Origin of the sequence: Pseudomonas versuta (assembly GCF_001294575.1) — a bacterium.
Lineage (GTDB): Bacteria > Pseudomonadota > Gammaproteobacteria > Pseudomonadales > Pseudomonadaceae > Aquipseudomonas > Aquipseudomonas versuta.
The window spans coordinates 4569388-4586793 of record NZ_CP012676.1; the positions used below are offsets into that span (position 1 = coordinate 4569388).

The 17406-nt window shown below is 58.7% G+C and carries 20 protein-coding genes and 1 pseudogene; 8 read left to right on the top strand and 13 right to left on the bottom strand.

Going from position 1 to position 17406, the window contains the following annotated elements:
* Window positions 1-7: 7 nt before the first annotated feature.
* Window positions 8-1171 (top strand): AAA family ATPase, encoded by a 1164-nt coding sequence (locus AOC04_RS20405; protein WP_060696376.1) that lies wholly within the window; start codon window positions 8-10, stop codon window positions 1169-1171.
* 52 nt (window positions 1172-1223) lie between these two features.
* Here the strand turns inward: AOC04_RS20405 and AOC04_RS20410 are convergent, their stop codons facing one another.
* The 3 genes from AOC04_RS20410 to AOC04_RS20425 all read right to left on the bottom strand — a co-directional run bounded on the left by AOC04_RS20410 (window position 1224) and on the right by AOC04_RS20425 (window position 4121).
* Entirely contained in the window at window positions 1224-2006 is a 783-nt protein-coding gene (locus tag AOC04_RS20410) for a MetQ/NlpA family ABC transporter substrate-binding protein (protein WP_060696377.1), read from the bottom strand.
* Between the two features lie 589 nt (window positions 2007-2595).
* Window positions 2596-3489 carry a sigma 54-interacting transcriptional regulator gene (locus tag AOC04_RS20420; protein ID WP_060696379.1) on the bottom strand — a complete coding sequence of 298 codons (894 nt, stop codon included), beginning with the start codon at window positions 3487-3489 and terminating at the stop codon, window positions 2596-2598.
* 50 nt (window positions 3490-3539) lie between these two features.
* Window positions 3540-4121: an alpha/beta hydrolase gene (locus AOC04_RS20425; protein ID WP_060696380.1), complete on the bottom strand. Its 582-nt coding sequence runs from the start codon at window positions 4119-4121 to the stop codon at window positions 3540-3542.
* Window positions 4122-4275: 154 nt separating this feature from the next.
* On the opposite strand from AOC04_RS20425, the gene AOC04_RS20430 reads away from it, so the two are divergent.
* Window positions 4276-4755, top strand: coding sequence for an Mpo1 family 2-hydroxy fatty acid dioxygenase (locus AOC04_RS20430; protein ID WP_060696381.1), 480 nt, complete (start codon window positions 4276-4278; stop codon window positions 4753-4755).
* A 65-nt stretch (window positions 4756-4820) separates the two neighbouring features.
* On the opposite strand, the gene AOC04_RS20435 is transcribed toward AOC04_RS20430, so the two are convergent.
* Together AOC04_RS20435 and AOC04_RS20440 are read right to left on the bottom strand one after the other, a co-directional pair.
* Complete coding sequence (locus AOC04_RS20435) at window positions 4821-5468, bottom strand: HAD family hydrolase (protein ID WP_060696382.1); 648 nt, start codon at window positions 5466-5468, stop codon at window positions 4821-4823.
* A 22-nt stretch (window positions 5469-5490) separates the two neighbouring features.
* A complete protein-coding gene (locus AOC04_RS20440) occupies window positions 5491-6039 on the bottom strand; it encodes a gamma carbonic anhydrase family protein (RefSeq protein WP_060696383.1) in 549 nt (182 codons plus the stop codon).
* 101 nt (window positions 6040-6140) lie between these two features.
* On the opposite strand from AOC04_RS20440, the gene prlC reads away from it, so the two are divergent.
* On the top strand, window positions 6141-8192 hold the full coding sequence (gene prlC / locus AOC04_RS20445) for an oligopeptidase A (RefSeq protein ID WP_060696384.1): 2052 nt from the start codon (window positions 6141-6143) through the stop codon (window positions 8190-8192).
* Complete coding sequence (locus tag AOC04_RS20450; RefSeq protein WP_060696385.1) at window positions 8189-8470, top strand: YheV family putative zinc ribbon protein; 282 nt, start codon at window positions 8189-8191, stop codon at window positions 8468-8470. The genes prlC and AOC04_RS20450 overlap by 4 nt, the downstream gene beginning before the upstream one ends.
* Before the next feature lie 45 nt (window positions 8471-8515).
* Here the strand turns inward: AOC04_RS20450 and AOC04_RS20455 are convergent, their stop codons facing one another.
* The 5 genes from AOC04_RS20455 to oscA form a co-directional block, all read right to left on the bottom strand.
* Window positions 8516-9496 (bottom strand): sulfate/molybdate ABC transporter ATP-binding protein, encoded by a 981-nt coding sequence (locus AOC04_RS20455; RefSeq protein WP_060696386.1) that lies wholly within the window; start codon window positions 9494-9496, stop codon window positions 8516-8518.
* 3 nt (window positions 9497-9499) lie between these two features.
* On the bottom strand, window positions 9500-10372 hold the full coding sequence (gene cysW, locus AOC04_RS20460) for a sulfate ABC transporter permease subunit CysW (protein ID WP_060696387.1): 873 nt from the start codon (window positions 10370-10372) through the stop codon (window positions 9500-9502).
* A gap of 13 nt (window positions 10373-10385) precedes the next feature.
* Window positions 10386-11204: a sulfate ABC transporter permease subunit CysT gene (cysT, locus tag AOC04_RS20465; protein WP_060696388.1), complete on the bottom strand. Its 819-nt coding sequence runs from the start codon at window positions 11202-11204 to the stop codon at window positions 10386-10388.
* Window positions 11205-11295: 91 nt separating this feature from the next.
* Window positions 11296-12309: a sulfate ABC transporter substrate-binding protein gene (locus tag AOC04_RS20470; protein ID WP_060696389.1), complete on the bottom strand. Its 1014-nt coding sequence runs from the start codon at window positions 12307-12309 to the stop codon at window positions 11296-11298.
* Between the two features lie 68 nt (window positions 12310-12377).
* Window positions 12378-12560 carry a sulfur starvation response protein OscA gene (gene oscA, locus AOC04_RS20475; protein ID WP_055104802.1) on the bottom strand — a complete coding sequence of 61 codons (183 nt, stop codon included), beginning with the start codon at window positions 12558-12560 and terminating at the stop codon, window positions 12378-12380.
* Window positions 12561-12901: 341 nt separating this feature from the next.
* Here oscA and AOC04_RS20480 point away from each other — a divergent pair, with 341 nt between their 5' ends.
* A complete protein-coding gene (locus AOC04_RS20480; RefSeq protein ID WP_060696390.1) occupies window positions 12902-13171 on the top strand; it encodes a TIGR02647 family protein in 270 nt (89 codons plus the stop codon).
* Between the two features lie 179 nt (window positions 13172-13350).
* Window positions 13351-14616: pseudogene (locus AOC04_RS20485) on the top strand (class I adenylate cyclase); the annotation flags it as partial.
* Between the two features lie 67 nt (window positions 14617-14683).
* On the opposite strand, the gene rnk reads toward AOC04_RS20485, so the two are convergent.
* From rnk to cyaY, 3 genes are all read right to left on the bottom strand, one after another.
* The gene (gene rnk, locus AOC04_RS20490) at window positions 14684-15097 is read right to left on the bottom strand and encodes a nucleoside diphosphate kinase regulator (protein WP_060696391.1); all 414 of its coding nucleotides are present in this window, start codon (window positions 15095-15097) and stop codon (window positions 14684-14686) included.
* A gap of 142 nt (window positions 15098-15239) precedes the next feature.
* On the bottom strand, window positions 15240-15455 hold the full coding sequence (locus AOC04_RS23655) for a DUF1289 domain-containing protein (RefSeq protein WP_073514892.1): 216 nt from the start codon (window positions 15453-15455) through the stop codon (window positions 15240-15242).
* Window positions 15456-15457: 2 nt separating this feature from the next.
* On the bottom strand, window positions 15458-15790 hold the full coding sequence (cyaY, locus tag AOC04_RS20495; protein ID WP_060696392.1) for an iron donor protein CyaY: 333 nt from the start codon (window positions 15788-15790) through the stop codon (window positions 15458-15460).
* 203 nt (window positions 15791-15993) lie between these two features.
* On the opposite strand from cyaY, the gene lptM reads away from it, so the two are divergent.
* Window positions 15994-16149, top strand: coding sequence for an LPS translocon maturation chaperone LptM (lptM, locus tag AOC04_RS23660; RefSeq protein ID WP_073509938.1), 156 nt, complete (start codon window positions 15994-15996; stop codon window positions 16147-16149).
* Between the two features lie 9 nt (window positions 16150-16158).
* Complete coding sequence (lysA, locus tag AOC04_RS20500; RefSeq protein ID WP_060696393.1) at window positions 16159-17406, top strand: diaminopimelate decarboxylase; 1248 nt, start codon at window positions 16159-16161, stop codon at window positions 17404-17406.

A 17406-nucleotide genomic window follows, 5' to 3' on the forward strand; every position in this document is an offset into this window, starting at 1 on the left:
GTCACCCATGCTCACCACCCTGGCGGTGGCCAACTACCGCTCCATCAACCATTTGGTGGTGCCCCTGGCCAGACTTAATCTGATTACCGGCCCCAATGGTAGTGGCAAATCGAATCTTTACCGGGCCTTGCGTTTATTGGCCGAAACCGCACGGGGCGGGGTGATCAATGCCGTAGCCCGTGAGGGTGGTCTGGAATCAACGTTCTGGGCCGGGCCAGAGGTGATTTCACCGAGTATGAAGCGAGGGGAGGTGGCTATCTCGCGCTGCGCGCGTCAGGAGGTCAAGCGCTTGCGCCTGGGATTTGCCGGAGAAGATTTCAGTTATTCCATAGCGCTGGGCCTGACAATACCTGAATTGTCGGCCTTTTCCCTCGACCCGCAGATCAAGCATGAAAGCATTTGGGTAGGGCCTTTTTACCGGCCCGCCAGTGAATTGGTCCAACGTAAAGGTCCGATGATTCGCGCCCGTGCTGGCCGCAGCTGGCAGATACTGGCGCAATATGCCCCGATGTACGACAGCTTGTTCGATCAGGTCGGCAGTTTGCATGCCTCGCCGGAAGTCTTGCAGCTGCGTGAGTCCATTCGTGGCTGGCGGTTTTATGATCACTTTCGCACCGACCCCGAGTCGCCGGTGCGCCAGCCCCAACTGGGCACCCGCACCCCGGTGCTGCATCACGACGGGCGTGACCTTGCTGCGGCATTGCAAACCATCATTGAGATCGGCGACCCCCAAGCGCTGCATTCGGCAATCAGCGATGCCTTTCCCGGTGCGCGGTTGAACATAAAATTTGTGCCCGGCGGGCGGTTTGCCATCGAGTTCTTCCAAGAGGGCCTGTTACGGCCGCTGTCGGCCGCCGAGCTGTCAGACGGAACCTTGCGCTACCTGCTGCTGATCGCCGCCCTGCTCACCCCGCGTCCGCCCACCATGATGGTGCTGAACGAGCCCGAGACCAGCCTGCACCCCGATCTGCTGCCGGCCCTGGCGCGATTGATCATTGGTGCTTCGCAACAGTCGCAAGTCTGGGTGGTGTCCCACGCCCGGCGACTGATCGCAGCGTTGCAGCAGGACCTGGAATGCAACTGCATCGTGCTGGAAAAAAACCTCGGCCAGACGGCGGTGGTTGGCCAGCGAATACTGGATCAGCCTGCCTGGTATTGGGCGGACAAATAAAAAACGCCGACGCTTTAAAAGCCGTCGGCGTTTTCAGTGGGGCGGGCGCTGGTTAGAACGCAGGGACTACCGCACCTTTGTATTTCTGTTCAATGAACGCTTTGACCTCAGGGCTGGTCAGGGCTTTGGCCAGCTTCTGGATGGCGTCGCTGTTCTTGTTGTCAGGACGGGCCACCAGGAAGTTCACGTACGGTGAATCGGAGCCTTCAATGACCAGTGCGTCGGTAGCCGGGTTCAGGCCCGCTTCCAGCGCGTAGTTGGTGTTGATCATGTCCAGGTCAACCTGGTCCAGCACCCGTGGCAGCAGCGCCGATTCAAGCTCTTTGAACTTGAAGTTGTGCGGGTTCTTGGCGATGTCTTTGGGGGTGGACACAGCATTGGTCGGGTCTTTGAGTTCGATCAGACCGGCCTTCTGCAGCAGGATCAACGCACGGCCACTGTTGCTGCCTTCGTTCGGGATGGCGATGGTTGCGCCGTCTTTGAGCTCGGACAGGTTTTTGATTTTTTTCGAGTAGCCGCCGAACGGTTCAACGTGAACACCGATTACGGTTACCAGATTGGTGCCTTTACCTTTGTTGAAGCTTTCAAGGTACGGCAGGGTCTGGAAGTAGTTGGCATCCAGGTGCTTCTCGGCGACCTGCACGTTCGGTTGCACATAATCGGTGAACACTTTGATTTCCAGATCCACGCCTTCTTTGGCCAGGGTCGGTTTGATCAGCTCAAGGATTTCGGCGTGGGGTACCGGGGTCGCGGCAACCACCAGTTTCTCGCCAGCCTGTGCCAGGCCTGCAGTCAAAGCAGCCGCCAATGCGGTAAACAACAGAACCTTTTTCATGCAATGCCCTTAAGTGTGGGACCGTTCGGATGACGGTTTTTATGTGAAGACGCAACGGACAATACCGAGTTTCTTTATTCCCGAACAATAATATTTATTCAGCTTCTTATGCTATTTAGTTCGCTTGAGCGTATTGTGGCAAACCTGTAATCGCTGACGAGCAGCGCGAGGCTGCGATCGGTGGTGCAGCCAGCGCAAAATCAGGTGTCGCGGTGCTTCAGGTAAACCGGGAGCGCGGGGTTTACGATCGCTTCGCAATCGATCGCAGCGCACATGTAGTCGCTGACGAGCAGCGCGAGGCTGTGATCGTTGGCGCAGCCAGCGCAAAATCAGGTGTCGCGGTGCTTCAGGTAAATCGGGAGCGCGGGGTTTACGATCGCTTCGCAATCGATCGCAGCCTCGCTGCGCTCCTCAGCGACTACTGATCGCGGCGCACCTGTAGTCGCTGACGAGCAGCGCGAGGCTGCGATCGGTGGCGCAGCCAGCGCAAAATCAGGTATCGCGGTGTGTCAGTTAAACCGGGAGCGCCGGATTTACGATCGCTTCGCAATCGATCGCAGCCTCGCTGCGCTCCTCAGCGACTGCGCAATCACAGTAACTGCTTGAGGGCTGTCAGCTCCTGGGCCGTTGCGCCTTTGATAAACCGCTCAATCTGGCTCAGCGTGTCGGGCAGGTTCAAATGCTCGGGCTGGATCTCTTCCCCGGTACTGACCAGCAGCGCAAAGTGGATCACGTTCTCCAGCTCCCGGGTGTTGCCCGGCCAGCTGTGGCGCTCCAGCACACGTTGCGCACTGTCGCTGATAAATGGCACGGGCAGGTTCAAACGCTGGCTGTATATGCCCAAAAAATATTCGGCCAGCGACAAGATATCCCCGGGCCGTTCGCGCAAGGCCGGCAAATCCAGGCGCCCTTCGCTGAGGTAGTGATACAGCCGTTCGTGGAACTTGCCGGCACTCACCGCCTGCGCCAGATCAATGCTGGTGGCCGCCACCAGCCGCACGTCGACCGGGCTCGGTTGGTGGGCGCCCACGCGAGTGACTTCGTGGGTTTCCAGGGCTGCCAGCAGCTTGACTTGAATGGCCAGCGGCAAGTCGCCGATTTCGTCCAGATACAACGTACCGCCATTGGCCGAGCCGAACCATCCGGCACGGCTGCTGGCCGAGCTGTTGTGCGCACCCGGGGCGTAACCGAACAACTCTGCGTCGGCATAGGTGGGGCTGATTGCCCCGCAGTTCACCGACACGAACAGCCCGGTGCGATCACTGGCGCGGTGGATGTGGCGGGCGAGCAACTCTTTGCCGCTGCCGGTTTCGCCACGAATCAGTACCGGCAACGCGCGCGGTGCCAGCTGTTCAAGGTCGTTGCGAAGCTGACGCGAGCGCGGATCAACGAATACCAGCGCTTTGGCGCGAATGCTCAGTGGGCTTTTTTCAGCGTCGGGAAAGGTCAGCAGCGGCTGACCAAAGGTTTCATGCAGGCTCATGGCTGGCTCCCGCCCGCCGCCGATGGGTGGGCGCGGGCGTTACAAAAAATTCATGCGCGGCGCAGGGCGCCTTGCTCGATGCGGGTTTGCAGGCGATACAAAAAGGCGAACCCCTGTTCCCAGCGCTGGTGACCGGATTTGACGTTGATATGCCCGGCTCCGCTGATGATCCCGATCTTGGCACCCCACTGGCGGGCGAACTCCATGGCCCGGGGCGCGCTGACTGCAGAATCGTTATCGGAGCTGACAATCTGGCTTGGAAACGGCAACGGCTGGTCTGGAATCGGTGCAAAGTTACGTAAGGCCGGGGCGCAAGCCGGGCGTTCGACATCGGCCGGGGCCACCATCAAGGCGCCTCGCACCTGGTTCAGCAAGCTGGACGGGGCGCGCTCGGCCCAGTGCGCAACCGTGATGCATCCCAGGCTATGGGCAATCAGAATCACCGGGGTGCTGTCGGCGGCAATTGCTTCGGCCAGGGCTGCGATCCAGTCTTCACGACGCGGTGTCAGCCAGTCGTCCTGCTCCACCCGGGTACTGTTCGGTAAGCTGTTTTGCCAGTGGGTTTGCCAATGATCGTCGGACGAACCTTGCCAGCCCGGCACTATCAAATAGCGTATCGATTCGTTGCCCATGGGTGTGCGTCTCCAGCGGTATGTGTGTTACCGAGTCAGTATAGGGACGGTTTTTAGATTCGCTAAGGAATAAGAAGCTATTTATTAATAACCAAAAAATCATTTCTGGCGGTGCGCTAAACTCAGCGCATCGTCCACTCCAAGAGCTGCCGCCATGAAAAGCCTGGTCGACCACCTAAGCCAATACGCCGCCTACCACCGTGACCCGCGCAATATCGTCAGCCATTTCATCGGTATCCCGTTGATCGTGATGGCTGTTGCGGTGTTGTTGTCGAGGCCGCAGTGGGCAGGCGTTTCGCCCGCCCTGCTGGTGATGCTGGCCAGCGCTGTGTTTTATCTGCGCCTTGAGCGGCGACTGGGGCTGTTGATGACACTGTTATTGGGCCTGGCCGTGTGGTTCGGGCACACCCTGGCGGCGCTGAGTACGGGGGCGTGGCTGGGCTGGGGAGTCGGCTTGTTTGTTGTCGGCTGGGCGATTCAGTTTGTCGGGCATTACTACGAAGGGCGCAAACCGGCGTTTATCGATGACGTGACCGGGCTGATCGTGGGGCCGCTGTTTGTGGTGGTGGAGCTGGCCTTTTTGCTGGGCTGGCGCGGGGATTTGCAGCGCGAGATCGAGGCGCGGCAGGTCTGATTTTGTGAGAGCCAGCTTGCTGGCGATGGCTGCATCGCTGGCAAGCCAGCTCCCACAGACTTTAGTCAGCCTTTGAACGCCTGATGTAGCTGTGCCAGCGTCTCAAAGTGGTATTTGGGCGCGAACGAGTTCAACTCTTCAAAACTGCCAAAGCCATAGCCCACGGCTGCCGCGTCCATCCCGTTGTCGCGGGCACCGATCAGGTCGTGCTTGCGGTCGCCGATCATCAGGGTCTGGGCCGGGTCCAGCCCTTGCTCCTGCATCAAATGGGCAATCAGCTCGACCTTGTTGGTGCGGGTGCCGTCCAGTTCGCTGCCGTAGATCACCTTGAAGTGTTTGGCGAAATCAAAATGCCGGGCGATTTCCCGCGCATAGACGTGGGGCTTGGACGTCGCGATAAACAGCTGGCGCCCCTGCCCTTGCAGCTCTTCCAGCAGCTGTGGCACGCCGTCGAAGATGTGATTTTCATACAGGCCGGTTACCGCAAAACGCTCGCGGTAGAAGCCCATTGCTTCCCACGCCTGCGCCTCGTCAAAGCCATAGGTGGCCATGAACTGTTGCAGCAAGGGCGGGCCGATAAAGTGTTCGAGGCTGGTCAGGTCGGGTTCATCAATCCCCATTTTGCTCAGGCCAAACTGGATCGAGCGGGTGATGCCCTCACGCGGGTCCGTCAGGGTGCCGTCGAGGTCGAACAAAACGTTTTGGTAGTGCATGCAGGGCTCCAAAATAGTGAGCTTAAACTGGCAGGTCGTAGCCTTCGGCCAAGTGCTGGTCTTTGAGTTTTACGTAGTTGCCGGCGCTGTAGGTGAAGAAGGCCTGCTCTTTTTCAGTCAGCGCGCGCACTTGTCTGACCGGGCTGCCGACATACAGAAAGCCGCTGGCAAGACGCTTGCCGGGGGGGACCAGACTGCCTGCGCCGACAATCACCTGGTCTTCAATGACGGCGCCGTCCATGACGATGCTGCCCATGCCGATCAAAATGCGGCTGCCCACGGTACAGCCATGCAGCATGACTTTGTGGGCGATGGTGACGTCATCGCCGATCAACAGCGGGAAACCGTCCGGATTAAAGGGCCCGGCGTGGGTGATGTGCAGCACGCAGCCGTCCTGCACGCTGGTGCGCGCGCCGATGCGGATGCGGTGCATGTCACCGCGGATGACGGTCAGCGGCCAGACAGAACTGTCGGCGCCAATCTCGACATCGCCGATCACTACCGCCGAACGATCGACAAAGGCGCGCTCGCCCAAAGTCGGTGTGTGCTGCTGGAACGGACGAATGGACACAAATAGCTTCCTTCTTTAGCAGTGATAGCGGGGCTGATTGCTGCGCCGTGCGGCGATTGTAATTAAGATGGCTCGATGTTTCCCCAGCTAAGGTGCTTAACGTGAGCGAGAACAACCCTCTTTTGCAGCCCTACGACCTGCCGCCGTTCTCGGCGATCCGTCCTGAGCACGTACAGCCGGCCATCGAGCAGATCCTCGCCGACAACCGCGCCGGCATTAAAAAAATCCTCGCCGACCAGGGGCAGAAGCCTACCTGGGCCGGCCTGGTATTGGCGATGGATGAGTTGAACGACAGGCTGGGCGCCGCCTGGAGCCCGGTCAGCCACCTGAATGCGGTGTGCAACAGTGCCGAGCTGCGCGAAGCCTACGAGGCCTGCTTGCCTGCATTGAGCGCCTATTCGACCGAGATGGGCCAGAACCGCGAGCTGTTCCAAGCCTTCGAAGCCCTGGCCCATAGCCCGCAAGTCGCCGATTTTGATCAGGCACAAAAAACCATTCTCGAGCACTCGCTGCGTGATTTCCGTCTGTCGGGCATTGATCTGCCGCCAGCCGAGCAAAAGCGCTACGCCGAAGTGCAGAGCAAGCTGTCGGAACTTGGCAGCAAGTTTTCCAACCAGCTGCTGGATGCGACCCAGGCCTGGACCAAACACATCACCGACGAAGCTGCACTGGCGGGCCTGACTGAGTCGGCCAAGGCGCAAATGGCGGCAGCCGCACAGGCCAAAGGCCTTGATGGCTGGCTGATCAGCCTGGAGTTCCCGAGCTACTTCCCGGTCATGACCTACGCCGAAGACCGCGCCCTGCGCGAAGAAGTTTACGCCGCGTACTGCACCCGCGCCTCGGACCAGGGCCCGAATGCCGGCAAGTTCGACAACGGTCCGGTGATGGAAGAAATCCTCGACCTGCGTCAGGAACTGGCCGGGCTCCTGGGTTTTGCCAGCTTTGCCGAACTGAGCCTGGCCACCAAAATGGCTGAAACCCCGGATCAGGTACTGACCTTCCTGCGCGACCTTGCCAAGCGCAGCAAACCTTTTGCTGCCCGCGATCTGGAGCAGCTGCAAGCCTACGCTGCCGAGCAGGGCTGCCCGGAGCTGAAAAGCTGGGACAGCGGGTTCTTTGGCGAGAAGTTGCGTGAGCAACGTTACAGCGTGTCCCAGGAAGCGCTGCGGGTTTACTTCCCGATCGACAAGGTACTGGGCGGCCTGTTTGCCATTGTGCAGAAGCTGTACGGCATCGAAATCGCTGAAATCAAGGGTTTTGACACCTGGCACCCGGACGTTCGCCTGTTCGAAATCAAGGAAAACGGCCAGCACATCGGGCGTTTCTTCTTTGACCTCTATGCCCGCGCCAACAAGCGTGGCGGCGCATGGATGGACGGCGCCCGTGATCGTCGCCGCACCGCTGCCGGCACCCTGCAAAACCCGGTAGCCAATCTGGTGTGCAACTTCACCCCGGCAGTTGCGGGCAAGCCTGCGCTGCTGACCCACGATGAAGTCACCACCCTGTTCCACGAGTTCGGCCACGGCCTGCACCACATGCTGACCGAGATCGAACATGCGGGCGTATCCGGCATCAACGGCGTGGCATGGGATGCGGTCGAGCTGCCGAGCCAGTTCATGGAGAACTGGTGCTGGGAGCCTGAAGGCCTGGCGCTGATTTCCGGTCACTACGAAACCGGTGAAGCCCTGCCCAAGGACCTGCTGGACAAGATGCTCGCGGCCAAGAACTTCCAGTCCGGGCTGATGATGGTTCGCCAGCTGGAATTCTCGCTGTTCGACTTCGAACTGCACGCCACCCACGGCGATGGCCGCAGCGTGGCGCAGGTGCTGGACGGCATCCGCGACGAGGTCTCGGTCATGCGTCCACCGGCCTACAACCGCTTCCCGAACAGCTTCGCGCATATCTTTGCCGGCGGTTACGCGGCGGGTTATTACAGCTACAAATGGGCTGAAGTGTTGTCGGCGGATGCGTTCTCGCGCTTTGAAGAAGAAGGCGTGTTCAACCCGCACACCGGCAAGGCTTTCCGTCAGGCCATTCTGGCCCGGGGCGGTTCGCTGGCACCGATGGAGTTGTTCAAGGACTTCCGTGGCCGTGAGCCTTCGATTGACGCGTTGCTGCGTCACAGCGGTCTGACCGAGGACGCGGCAGCATGAGTGATGCACCGGTGAACGTGACCAAAAAACGCTTTATCGCCGGGGCTGTCTGCCCGGCGTGCAGCGAGCCTGACAAGTTGATGATGTGGAACGAAGATGAAGTGCCGCACCGCGAATGCGTGGCCTGCGGTTACTCGGACACGTTGAATGAACAAGGCCTGTCGGTGCCCAAGGAATTGGGTACGCGGGTGAATGTTTCAGCCCTGAAAAAAGCCCCGGACCCCAAGGTTCAGGCGGTACAGTTTTTTCCGAATCCTAAGCTGAAAAAACCGCAATAAAAAACCCGCAGGAGCGAGCAAGCTCGCTCCTGCGGGTGTTGGTGGTTAGCCCTTCTGCCATACTTTGGGCTTGAAGAACAACGTCTGGCCACGGGCCAGATCGGTCAGGCTGTCGTGGTCCTTGACCACTTCAACTTCGATCAGCTCGCTTTGCCCCTCAACCTTCAACGTCACCCGGGTGGTCGCACCCAACGGGCGAATGTCGCGTACCTCGGCGCCATGATGGTCTTCGAGTTCGTGACGCGACAGCGACACTTCGTGCGGACGGAACAGCAGGTGCTGGTCTTCACCGATGTGCAGACGGTTGGAGTCGCCCAGGAAGTGGTAAACGAAGTCGCTGGCCGGGTTTTCGTAAACTTCGCCCGGTGAGCCGATCTGTTCGATCACGCCCTTGTTCATGACCACGATACGGTCGGCGACTTCCATCGCTTCTTCCTGGTCGTGGGTCACGAATACCGAAGTCAGGTTGATGTCTTCGTGCAGGCGCGCCAACCAGCGGCGCAGCTCTTTACGGACCTTGGCATCAAGCGCGCCGAACGGTTCGTCCAGCAACAGTACCTTGGGTTCCACCGCCAGGGCGCGGGCCAGGGCGATACGCTGGCGCTGACCGCCGGACAACTGCTCCGGGTAACGGTCGGACAACCAGTCCAGTTGCACCATGTTCAGCAGTTCGTGGACTTTTTCGGCGATGCGGGTTTCGCTCGGGCGTTCTTTTTTCGGCTTCATGCGCAGGCCGAAGGCGACGTTGTCGAACACCGTCATGTGGCGGAACAAGGCGTAATGCTGGAACACGAAACCGACGTTGCGATCGCGGACATCGTGGCCGGAGACATCTTCACCGTGGAACACGATGCTGCCTTCGTCCGGGGTTTCCAGGCCGGCGATGATGCGCAGCAAGGTGGTTTTGCCGCAGCCGGAAGGGCCGAGCAAGGCCACCAGTTCGCCGCTGTGGATGTCCAGATTGATGCTGTTCAGGGCCTTGAAGGCATTGAAGTTCTTGCTGACGTTACGGACTTCGATCGACATGGTTTATTCCTCCGCGGCGCTGGCGCGCAGGCGGTTAATACGGGATTCGCTCCACTGCTTGAGCAGCAGGATGAAGAGCGCCAGGATCAGCAACAGGGTGGCCACAGCGAAGGCGGCAACGTGGTTGTACTCGTTGTAGAGGATCTCGACGTGCAGCGGCAGGGTGTTGGTCACCCCGCGAATGTGCCCGGATACCACCGACACCGCGCCAAACTCGCCCATCGCCCGTGCAGTACACAGCACCACACCGTAGATCAGGCCCCATTTGATATTGGGCACGGTCACGTGCCAGAACATCTGCCAGCCATTGGCGCCCAGCAGGCGTGCGGCTTCTTCCTCTTGAGTGCCCTGCTCCTGCATCAGCGGGATCAGCTCACGGGCCACGAAGGGCACGGTGACGAAGATGGTCGCCAGCACGATACCGGGCAGCGCGAAGACGATCTGGATGTCGTGGTCTTGCAGCCATGGGCCGAAGAAGCCCTGGGCGCCGAACATCAGCACGTAGACCAGACCGGCGATGACCGGCGATACCGAGAACGGCAGGTCAATCAGGGTGACCAGAATGCTTTTGCCGCGGAAGCTGTATTTGCTCACGCACCAGGCCGCGCTGACGCCGAATACCACGTTCAGCGGTACCGAAATCACCACGGCAATGATGGTCAGCTTGAGGGCTGACAGGGCGTCGGGTTCGAGGATGGCGTCGAGGAACGTGCCGACTCCCATTTTCAAACCCTGGGACACCACGATCAGCAGTGGCAGCAACAGGAACAGGGTGAAAAACAGCCATCCGAAGCCGATCAGCAGGCGTCGCGACAGCGGGCTGCCACGGCGGGCGGCGTTGGCTACGGATGAGGCGCTCAGTGTTGAGTTGGACATGGTCAGGCCTCCTTCACGGTTTTTCGATGCGCCGCTGGATCAAGTTGATCACCAGCAGCAAAACGAAGGAAACCACCAGCATCATCACGCCAATGGCAGTGGCGCCGGTGTAGTCGTATTGGTCCAGCTTGACCATGATCAGCAACGGCAGGATTTCAGTTTTGAACGGCATGTTGCCGGCGATGAAAATCACCGAGCCGTACTCACCGACGCCGCGGGCGAAGGCCAGGGCGAAACCGGTCAACCAGGCGGGCAACAAGGCCGGCACCAGAATGTAGCGGAACACTTGCAGCGGCTTGGCGCCCAGGCAGGCGGCGGCTTCTTCGATTTCACGCGGGATGTCCGCCAGCACGGGCTGCACGGTGCGGACCACAAACGGCAGGGTGACGAAGGTCAGTGCCAGGGTGATACCCATCGGGGTGTAGGCGATTTTGAAGCCCAGGTCAGCGGCGAACTGGCCGATCCAGCCGTTGGGGGCATATAGCGCGGTCAGCGCAATGCCCGCCACTGCGGTCGGCAAGGCAAATGGCAGGTCGATCATGGCATCGATGATCTTGCGTCCGGGGAAGGTATAACGCACCAGCACCCAGGCCAGTACGGTACCGATCACGCCGTTGATAATGGCGGCAAAAAAGGCGGTTCCAAAGCTCAGCTGCAGTGCAGCCAGTACTCTTGGGGCAGTGATGATGGCCCAGAACTGGTCCCAGGTCAGTTGTGCGGCATGTACAAACATCGCCGCCAGAGGAATAAGCACGATGAGGCTGAGGTACACCAAGGTGTAACCCAGCGTCAGCCCGAAGCCGGGTATGACGGGGGAGATACGACGTGACATAAAAGTCCTTGGTTAACGCACGAAGCCCGCAACCAATTGCGGGCTTGATGTTCTAGCTTTCCAGCGAGGCTAAATGCCCCGCTCCCACAGGTTATTGCGCCTGGTAGATCTGGTCGAACACGCCACCGTCATTGAAAAATTTCGGCTGCGCAGTTTTCCAGCCGCCGAAGTCTTTGTCGATAGTCACAAGTTCCAGTTTCGGAAACTGCGCTGCGTATTTGGCCGCGACTTTTTCGTCACGGGGACGGTAGAAGTTCTTCGCGGCTATTTCTTGACCCGCCGGGCTGTACAGGTGCTCGAGGTACGCTTTGGCGATCTCGGCGTTGCCTTTTTTGTCTGCGTTTTTGTCGACTACGGCCACTGGCGGTTCGGCCAGAATCGACAATGACGGTACGACGATATCGAATTTGTCGGCGCCGCCGTCTTCTTTCAGGGCCAGGAAGGCTTCGTTTTCCCACGCCAACAGCACGTCACCCTGACCGTTGTTGACGAACGTGATGGTCGAGCCGCGTGCGCCGGTATCCAGAACCGGTACGTGCTTGAACAGTGTTTTGAGGTATTGCTTGGCTTTTTCCTCGTCGCCACCGTTGGCTTTAAGGCCATACGCGTAGGCAGCCAGGAAGTTCCAGCGTGCGCCGCCGCTGGTTTTAGGGTTTGGGGTAATCACTGAAACACCGTCTTTGGTCAGGTCGTTCCAGTCCTTGATCCCTTTAGGGTTGCCCTTGCGCACCAGAAACACGATGGTCGAGGTGTACGGGGTGCTGGCGTCCGGCAGGCGGGTTTGCCAGTTTTCCGGCAGCGAGCCCTTGTTGAGTTTGGCTATTTCGTCGATGTCACCGGCCAGGGCCAGGGTTACGACGTCAGCGCGCAGGCCGTCGATTACGCCACGTGCCTGTTTGCCCGAGCCACCGTGGGATTGTTGGATTTTGACGTTGTCGCCAGGATGTGCGGCTTTCCAGAAATTGGTGAATTCAGCGTTGTAATCCTGGTACAGCTCACGGGTCGGATCGTAGGAAACGTTGAGCAGTTCGTAATCTTTGGCTACAGCGGAGCCAGCAAAAATGGCACTGGCCAGCGCGGCCAAAGCGTAACGGCGTAGGGACATAGGTGAGGCTCCAAAGCTTACATTTTTAGTTTTTATAAACGCACTCAGGCGAGTGCGCGTCTAACGATTCAGTTGTTTTTCTGACCGGGGTTCTGCAAACGGAATTTCTCTTTACGTTCGATTTGAACCACTTGAGCGTTATGCACCGTGATTTCCACAGCACCAAAGCGCAGGTCTCGAAGCGCGCTCTGGATTTCCCGCAGAATGGTGGCTTCGTCCTGACCGTCAACGCTACGCAGAGATGCGCTCATGGTGTGCTCCTGAAAGATGGAATGGCTGGCGTGAGGGCAATAGTAGTGAGGCGGGGATATTCTTAAAAATACTATTTAAGAATGCTTATATAACTGAAAAGTCATTTCCCTCGGAATGCCCCAAATAATTGCAGGCGCGAGCAGGTGGGTTCTTGCAGAGACTGGATTTGCCCGGGCGCAAATGGCGACCCGGACTACACTCCCAGAGCCTCGCCTGCGCGTCGACGCGGGGCAGGTGCGACACGCTGCTTTATAAAGGTGGGAACTATCACTGGACAGCCAGCGAGAGTGCGATCACCTTAGAGCCGAAGTCGTCTTTTCCTGCATAGTCTGGAGTCCTTATGTCGTTTACCCCTGAGTTGGTTGCCGAACTGGAAGTCCTCGCACAATTTAGTCTGGACAGTTCCCAGGAGGGTTTGAAAGTCCATCAAACCGCGGATAAAACGCTGGTTGCCGCTGCCAAGCGTCTTCATGAAAAAGATCTGATTACTCAGCCTGATGGTGGCTACCTCACGAGCCTGGGACGTGATGCAGTTGAAAATGTGCAAACACTGTTGACGATTCTGACCACCAAGCCTTTTGTAGCCGTACCCATAGCAGAGCTTGCCTGACGCCACGCCGCGCCCTCGGGATCAGGAAAATTCATGATTCCGCGGGCACACTGCTAACCCGCGTAAAAAATCTGACGTCAATAAACGTATTCGCCTAAGCCTTTCTTCTGGCTGGCTGTAAACTCCCTTCTTGTGCTCCCCCTCCTCTTTCTCACCTGGCGAGCCGGTTCGAGTGTGAAATGACGCGCCATCCTGAAATGCATTACGCCGTCTATGAGGGAGTCGACCGACAGACTCTCAATCGATTGCATGGGCGATTCATGGCCGTCAATCAAGGACGGCTGGCACGTGCGATGGAGGGGCTGGCACCTCGTCAGCAGTCTTTATTAAGCCTGTTGCCACTGTTCTTTCACGTGAACCATCCCTTGATGCCCGGCTATGTGACGGATTGCACCCCCGCCGGAGTGTCAGGCTATGAGCCCGATGCATCCACGCTCGTCATTGCACGGCATCTGGTTGGCGATTTCTCTTTCAAGCCCTGTTCACAACAGCCACAGTCCATTCACGGGCTATTTTTGATGGGCAGCCTGGGCACACTGGCCCAAACCGATCAAAGCGATATGGATGTCTGGATTTGTCATGATCCGTATCTGGGCGAGCCTGCGTTGCAGGCATTGCGCATTAAATGCCGCCGCCTGGAGTTGTGGGCGGCGAGCCAGGGCAGCGAAGCGCACTTCTATTTGATCGACGCGCAACGATTTGTCCGGGGTGAACGTGATGTTCAGCTGTACCCGGGCAATAGCTGCACGACGCAGCACAATTTGTTGCTCGATGAGTTTTATCGCACCGCCATCTGGCTAGCAGGGCGCACGCCGTTGTGGTGGTGGGTGCCGGTCAATGAAGAAGCCCGGCACGACGAATTTGCCCGTACGTTGTTAAATAAAGGCTTGATAGGTGCCGGCGAGGTCATTGATCTGGGGCACCTGGCGCACATTCCGTCCGGCGAATTTCTGGGCGCGGGGCTATGGCAATTGTTCAAGGGTATTGATTCGCCCTACAAGTCGCTGCTCAAACTGTTGCTGATTGAGGTGTATGCCAGCGAGCACCCGCAAGTGCACTGCCTGAGCCTGGGGTTCAAGCAAGCGGTGTACGCCGACCAGTTGAATCTCGATGAGCTGGACCCTTATGTCGTGGTGTATCGGCGCATCGAACATTACCTGAAAGCCTGTGGTGACCTGCGCCGCCTGGAGCTGGTGCGGCGCAGTCTGTACCTGAAGGTTAATTGCAACCTTACTGGTAGCGCCGCTCAGCGGGGTGTGCCGTGGCAGCGCCAGTTGCTTGAGCGCCTGACTAAAGAGTGGGGCTGGGATGAGTGCCTGTTGGCGTCGCTCGACAATCGCTCGCAGTGGCAGGTCGAGCAGGCCTGCCATGAGCGTCTGGCGCTGGCTCGAGAACTGAGTGTCAGTTATCGGTTTCTGAGCCGCTTCGCCTGTATTGAGCAAGCAGCCGTGATGTAACGCAGCAGGGGTAGCGCCGCCAGGCCTAGCGCCACCCAACGTTGTATCAGGATGCTTAAGCGTTAAAGTCGGCAGGGGCTTTTGGCTGGTATTCCACTTCGAGCAGTTCGAGCTTGAGGGTTTTGCCACCCGGCGCCGGCCAGTTTATGTGCTGACCCACTTGTAGTCCCAGCAGAGCGCTGCCGACGGGGGCCAGAATCGAGATCTTGCCTTCATCAGCGTTGGCGTCCTTGGGGTAAACCAGGGTCAGTCGGTAGTCCTTGCCACTGCTTTCTTCGCGGCAATGGACACGCGAGTTCATGGTCACAACACCAGCAGGCACTTCTTCGTGGCCGACGATGGTTTCGGCGCGATCGAGTTCAGCTTGCAAAGCAGCTATGCCGGGAGTTGTTTCCGGCAGGCTGTCGATAAGTTGCTCAAGACGCTGAACGTCCAGGCGGGTGAGGATGAGTGGGGTTGGGGTGCTCATGACCTGGCAGACTCCTTTTTTCTGCACAAAAAAGCAAAACCCCGCCGGAAAATGGCGGGGTTTTGACGAACCTCGTTAGTGCGAGGCGAACCCCGACACTACCACAGCAAAATAAATACACAAGCCAGCGACAACTATGCGATCAGTGGCCTGGCATGCGACGTTGCCGGGCCTGTTCGCAAATTACCCTGCGCCGCTGGTCGTCTGCCGAGCGCCACTCGCGAATATCTTCAACGTGACGAAAGCAGCCCAGACAAACTTTGTGTTCATCCAGCCGGCAAGTGCTGATACATGGCGACGCCACTGCCGGACTGATATTGCTGTACAGGGGTTTGGCGGGTTTAGCAGCAGCGGTCACGATCAGATCTCATCAAATTCCAGTTCAACACCAGCGTGTTCCTTGGTCAGGTTTTCAACCATCTCGCTGAGCAATTCGTCGTTTTTATCGCATTTCCACATGCTGAGTTTTTCATCGTAATCGAAGTGAAAGCCGCCATCGGGAGCGGCGAGCCAGAGTTGAAGCAGGGGTGCCTGGCGGCTGAAAATCAGCGCTTTGCCATTCTCGAACTTGACCGTAAGAACCCCGGCCGAGTTCTCCAGATCAACATCCAGATCGCAGTTGTCGAAGATCTCTTCCAGATTTTCCTGGGTTGCATCGACCAGATCGTGAAAACGGGCTTCAGTCAAACTCATGGTGGAACCTCGTAGTGTCTAGTCATGCTCGGAACTCGCAAGATACGGGCGCTCCAGGCCGATTGCAAACCCTAAGACAGTGCCCGGCCAGCGACCACTGATTATCCGCACAGGCGCCTCTTCTCGAGCTGTCTGCTGCATAGGCAAGCTGGTAGGTGCTCGGTATACTCGGGCGCAATTAATGCTTTTCAAAGGATTTCGCCATGAAGCGCCTGATCTCTTCTATTGCTGCGCTCGTCGCGGTCGCCTGCCTTGTTTCTGCCTGTGGTCAAAAAGGTCCGCTGTATCTGCCCGATGACAGTCAAAACCCCGCCGACCAGGCGAAATCGTCGCAATCGCAAGCGCACAAGCACCAATAAGGGAACACCATGGACGCTTTTAACTATCGGGACGGCGAGCTGTTCGCCGAAGGTGTTGCGCTGACGGCCATTGCCGAGCGCTTTGGCACTCCGACCTACGTTTATTCCCGGGCGCACATCGAGGCGCAATACAACGCTTTTGCCGATGCACTGGACGGCATGCCGCACCTGGTGTGCTTCGCGGTCAAGGCCAACTCCAACCTGGGTGTGCTCAATGTCCTGGCGCGTCTGGGCGCCGGTTTCGACATCGTGTCCCGTGGTGAGCTTGAGCGTGTACTGGCCGCTGGCGGCTCGGCAGACAAGATCGTGTTTTCCGGTGTCGGCAAGACCCGCGACGACATGCGTCGCGCCCTGGAAGTGGGCGTTCACTGTTTCAACGTCGAATCCACCGACGAGCTGGAGCGCCTGCAAGTGGTGGCCGCCGAGCTGGGCGTTCGTGCGCCGATTTCGCTGCGGGTCAACCCGGACGTCGATGCGGGCACCCACCCGTATATCTCCACGGGCCTCAAGGAAAACAAGTTCGGCATCGCCATTGCCGATGCCGAAGATGTGTACATCCGTGCCGCCCAGTTGCCGAACCTCGAAGTGGTGGGTGTCGATTGCCATATCGGTTCGCAACTGACCACCCTCGAACCTTTCATCGATGCCCTCGACCGCCTGCTGGCGCTGGTTGATCGCCTGGGCGATTGCGGCATCTATCTGCGTCACATCGACCTCGGTGGTGGCCTGGGCGTGCGTTACCGCGATGAAGAGCCGCCGCTGGCCGGTGATTACATCAAGGCCGTGCGCGAGCGCATCGACGGTCGTGATCTGGCGCTGGTATTTGAGCCGGGCCGGTTCATTGTGGCCAACGCGGGCGTGCTCTTGACTCAGGTTGAGTACCTCAAGCACACCGAGCACAAAGACTTTGCCATCGTCGATGCGGCCATGAACGACCTGATTCGCCCGGCGCTGTACCAGGCCTGGATGGACGTGACAGCGGTTCGCCCGCGTGACACTCAGGCCCGTGCTTACGACATCGTGGGGCCGATCTGCGAAACCGGCGACTTCCTGGCCAAAGATCGCCAGCTGGCGTTGGCCGAGGGTGATTTGCTGGCGGTGCATTCAGCCGGCGCATATGGTTTTGTAATGAGCTCGAACTACAACACCCGTGGTCGCGCCGCCGAGATTCTGGTGGATGGTGATCAGGCGTTTGAAGTTCGCCGCCGCGAGACTGTAGCCGAGTTGTTTGCCGGCGAAAGCCTGCTGCCGGAGTAA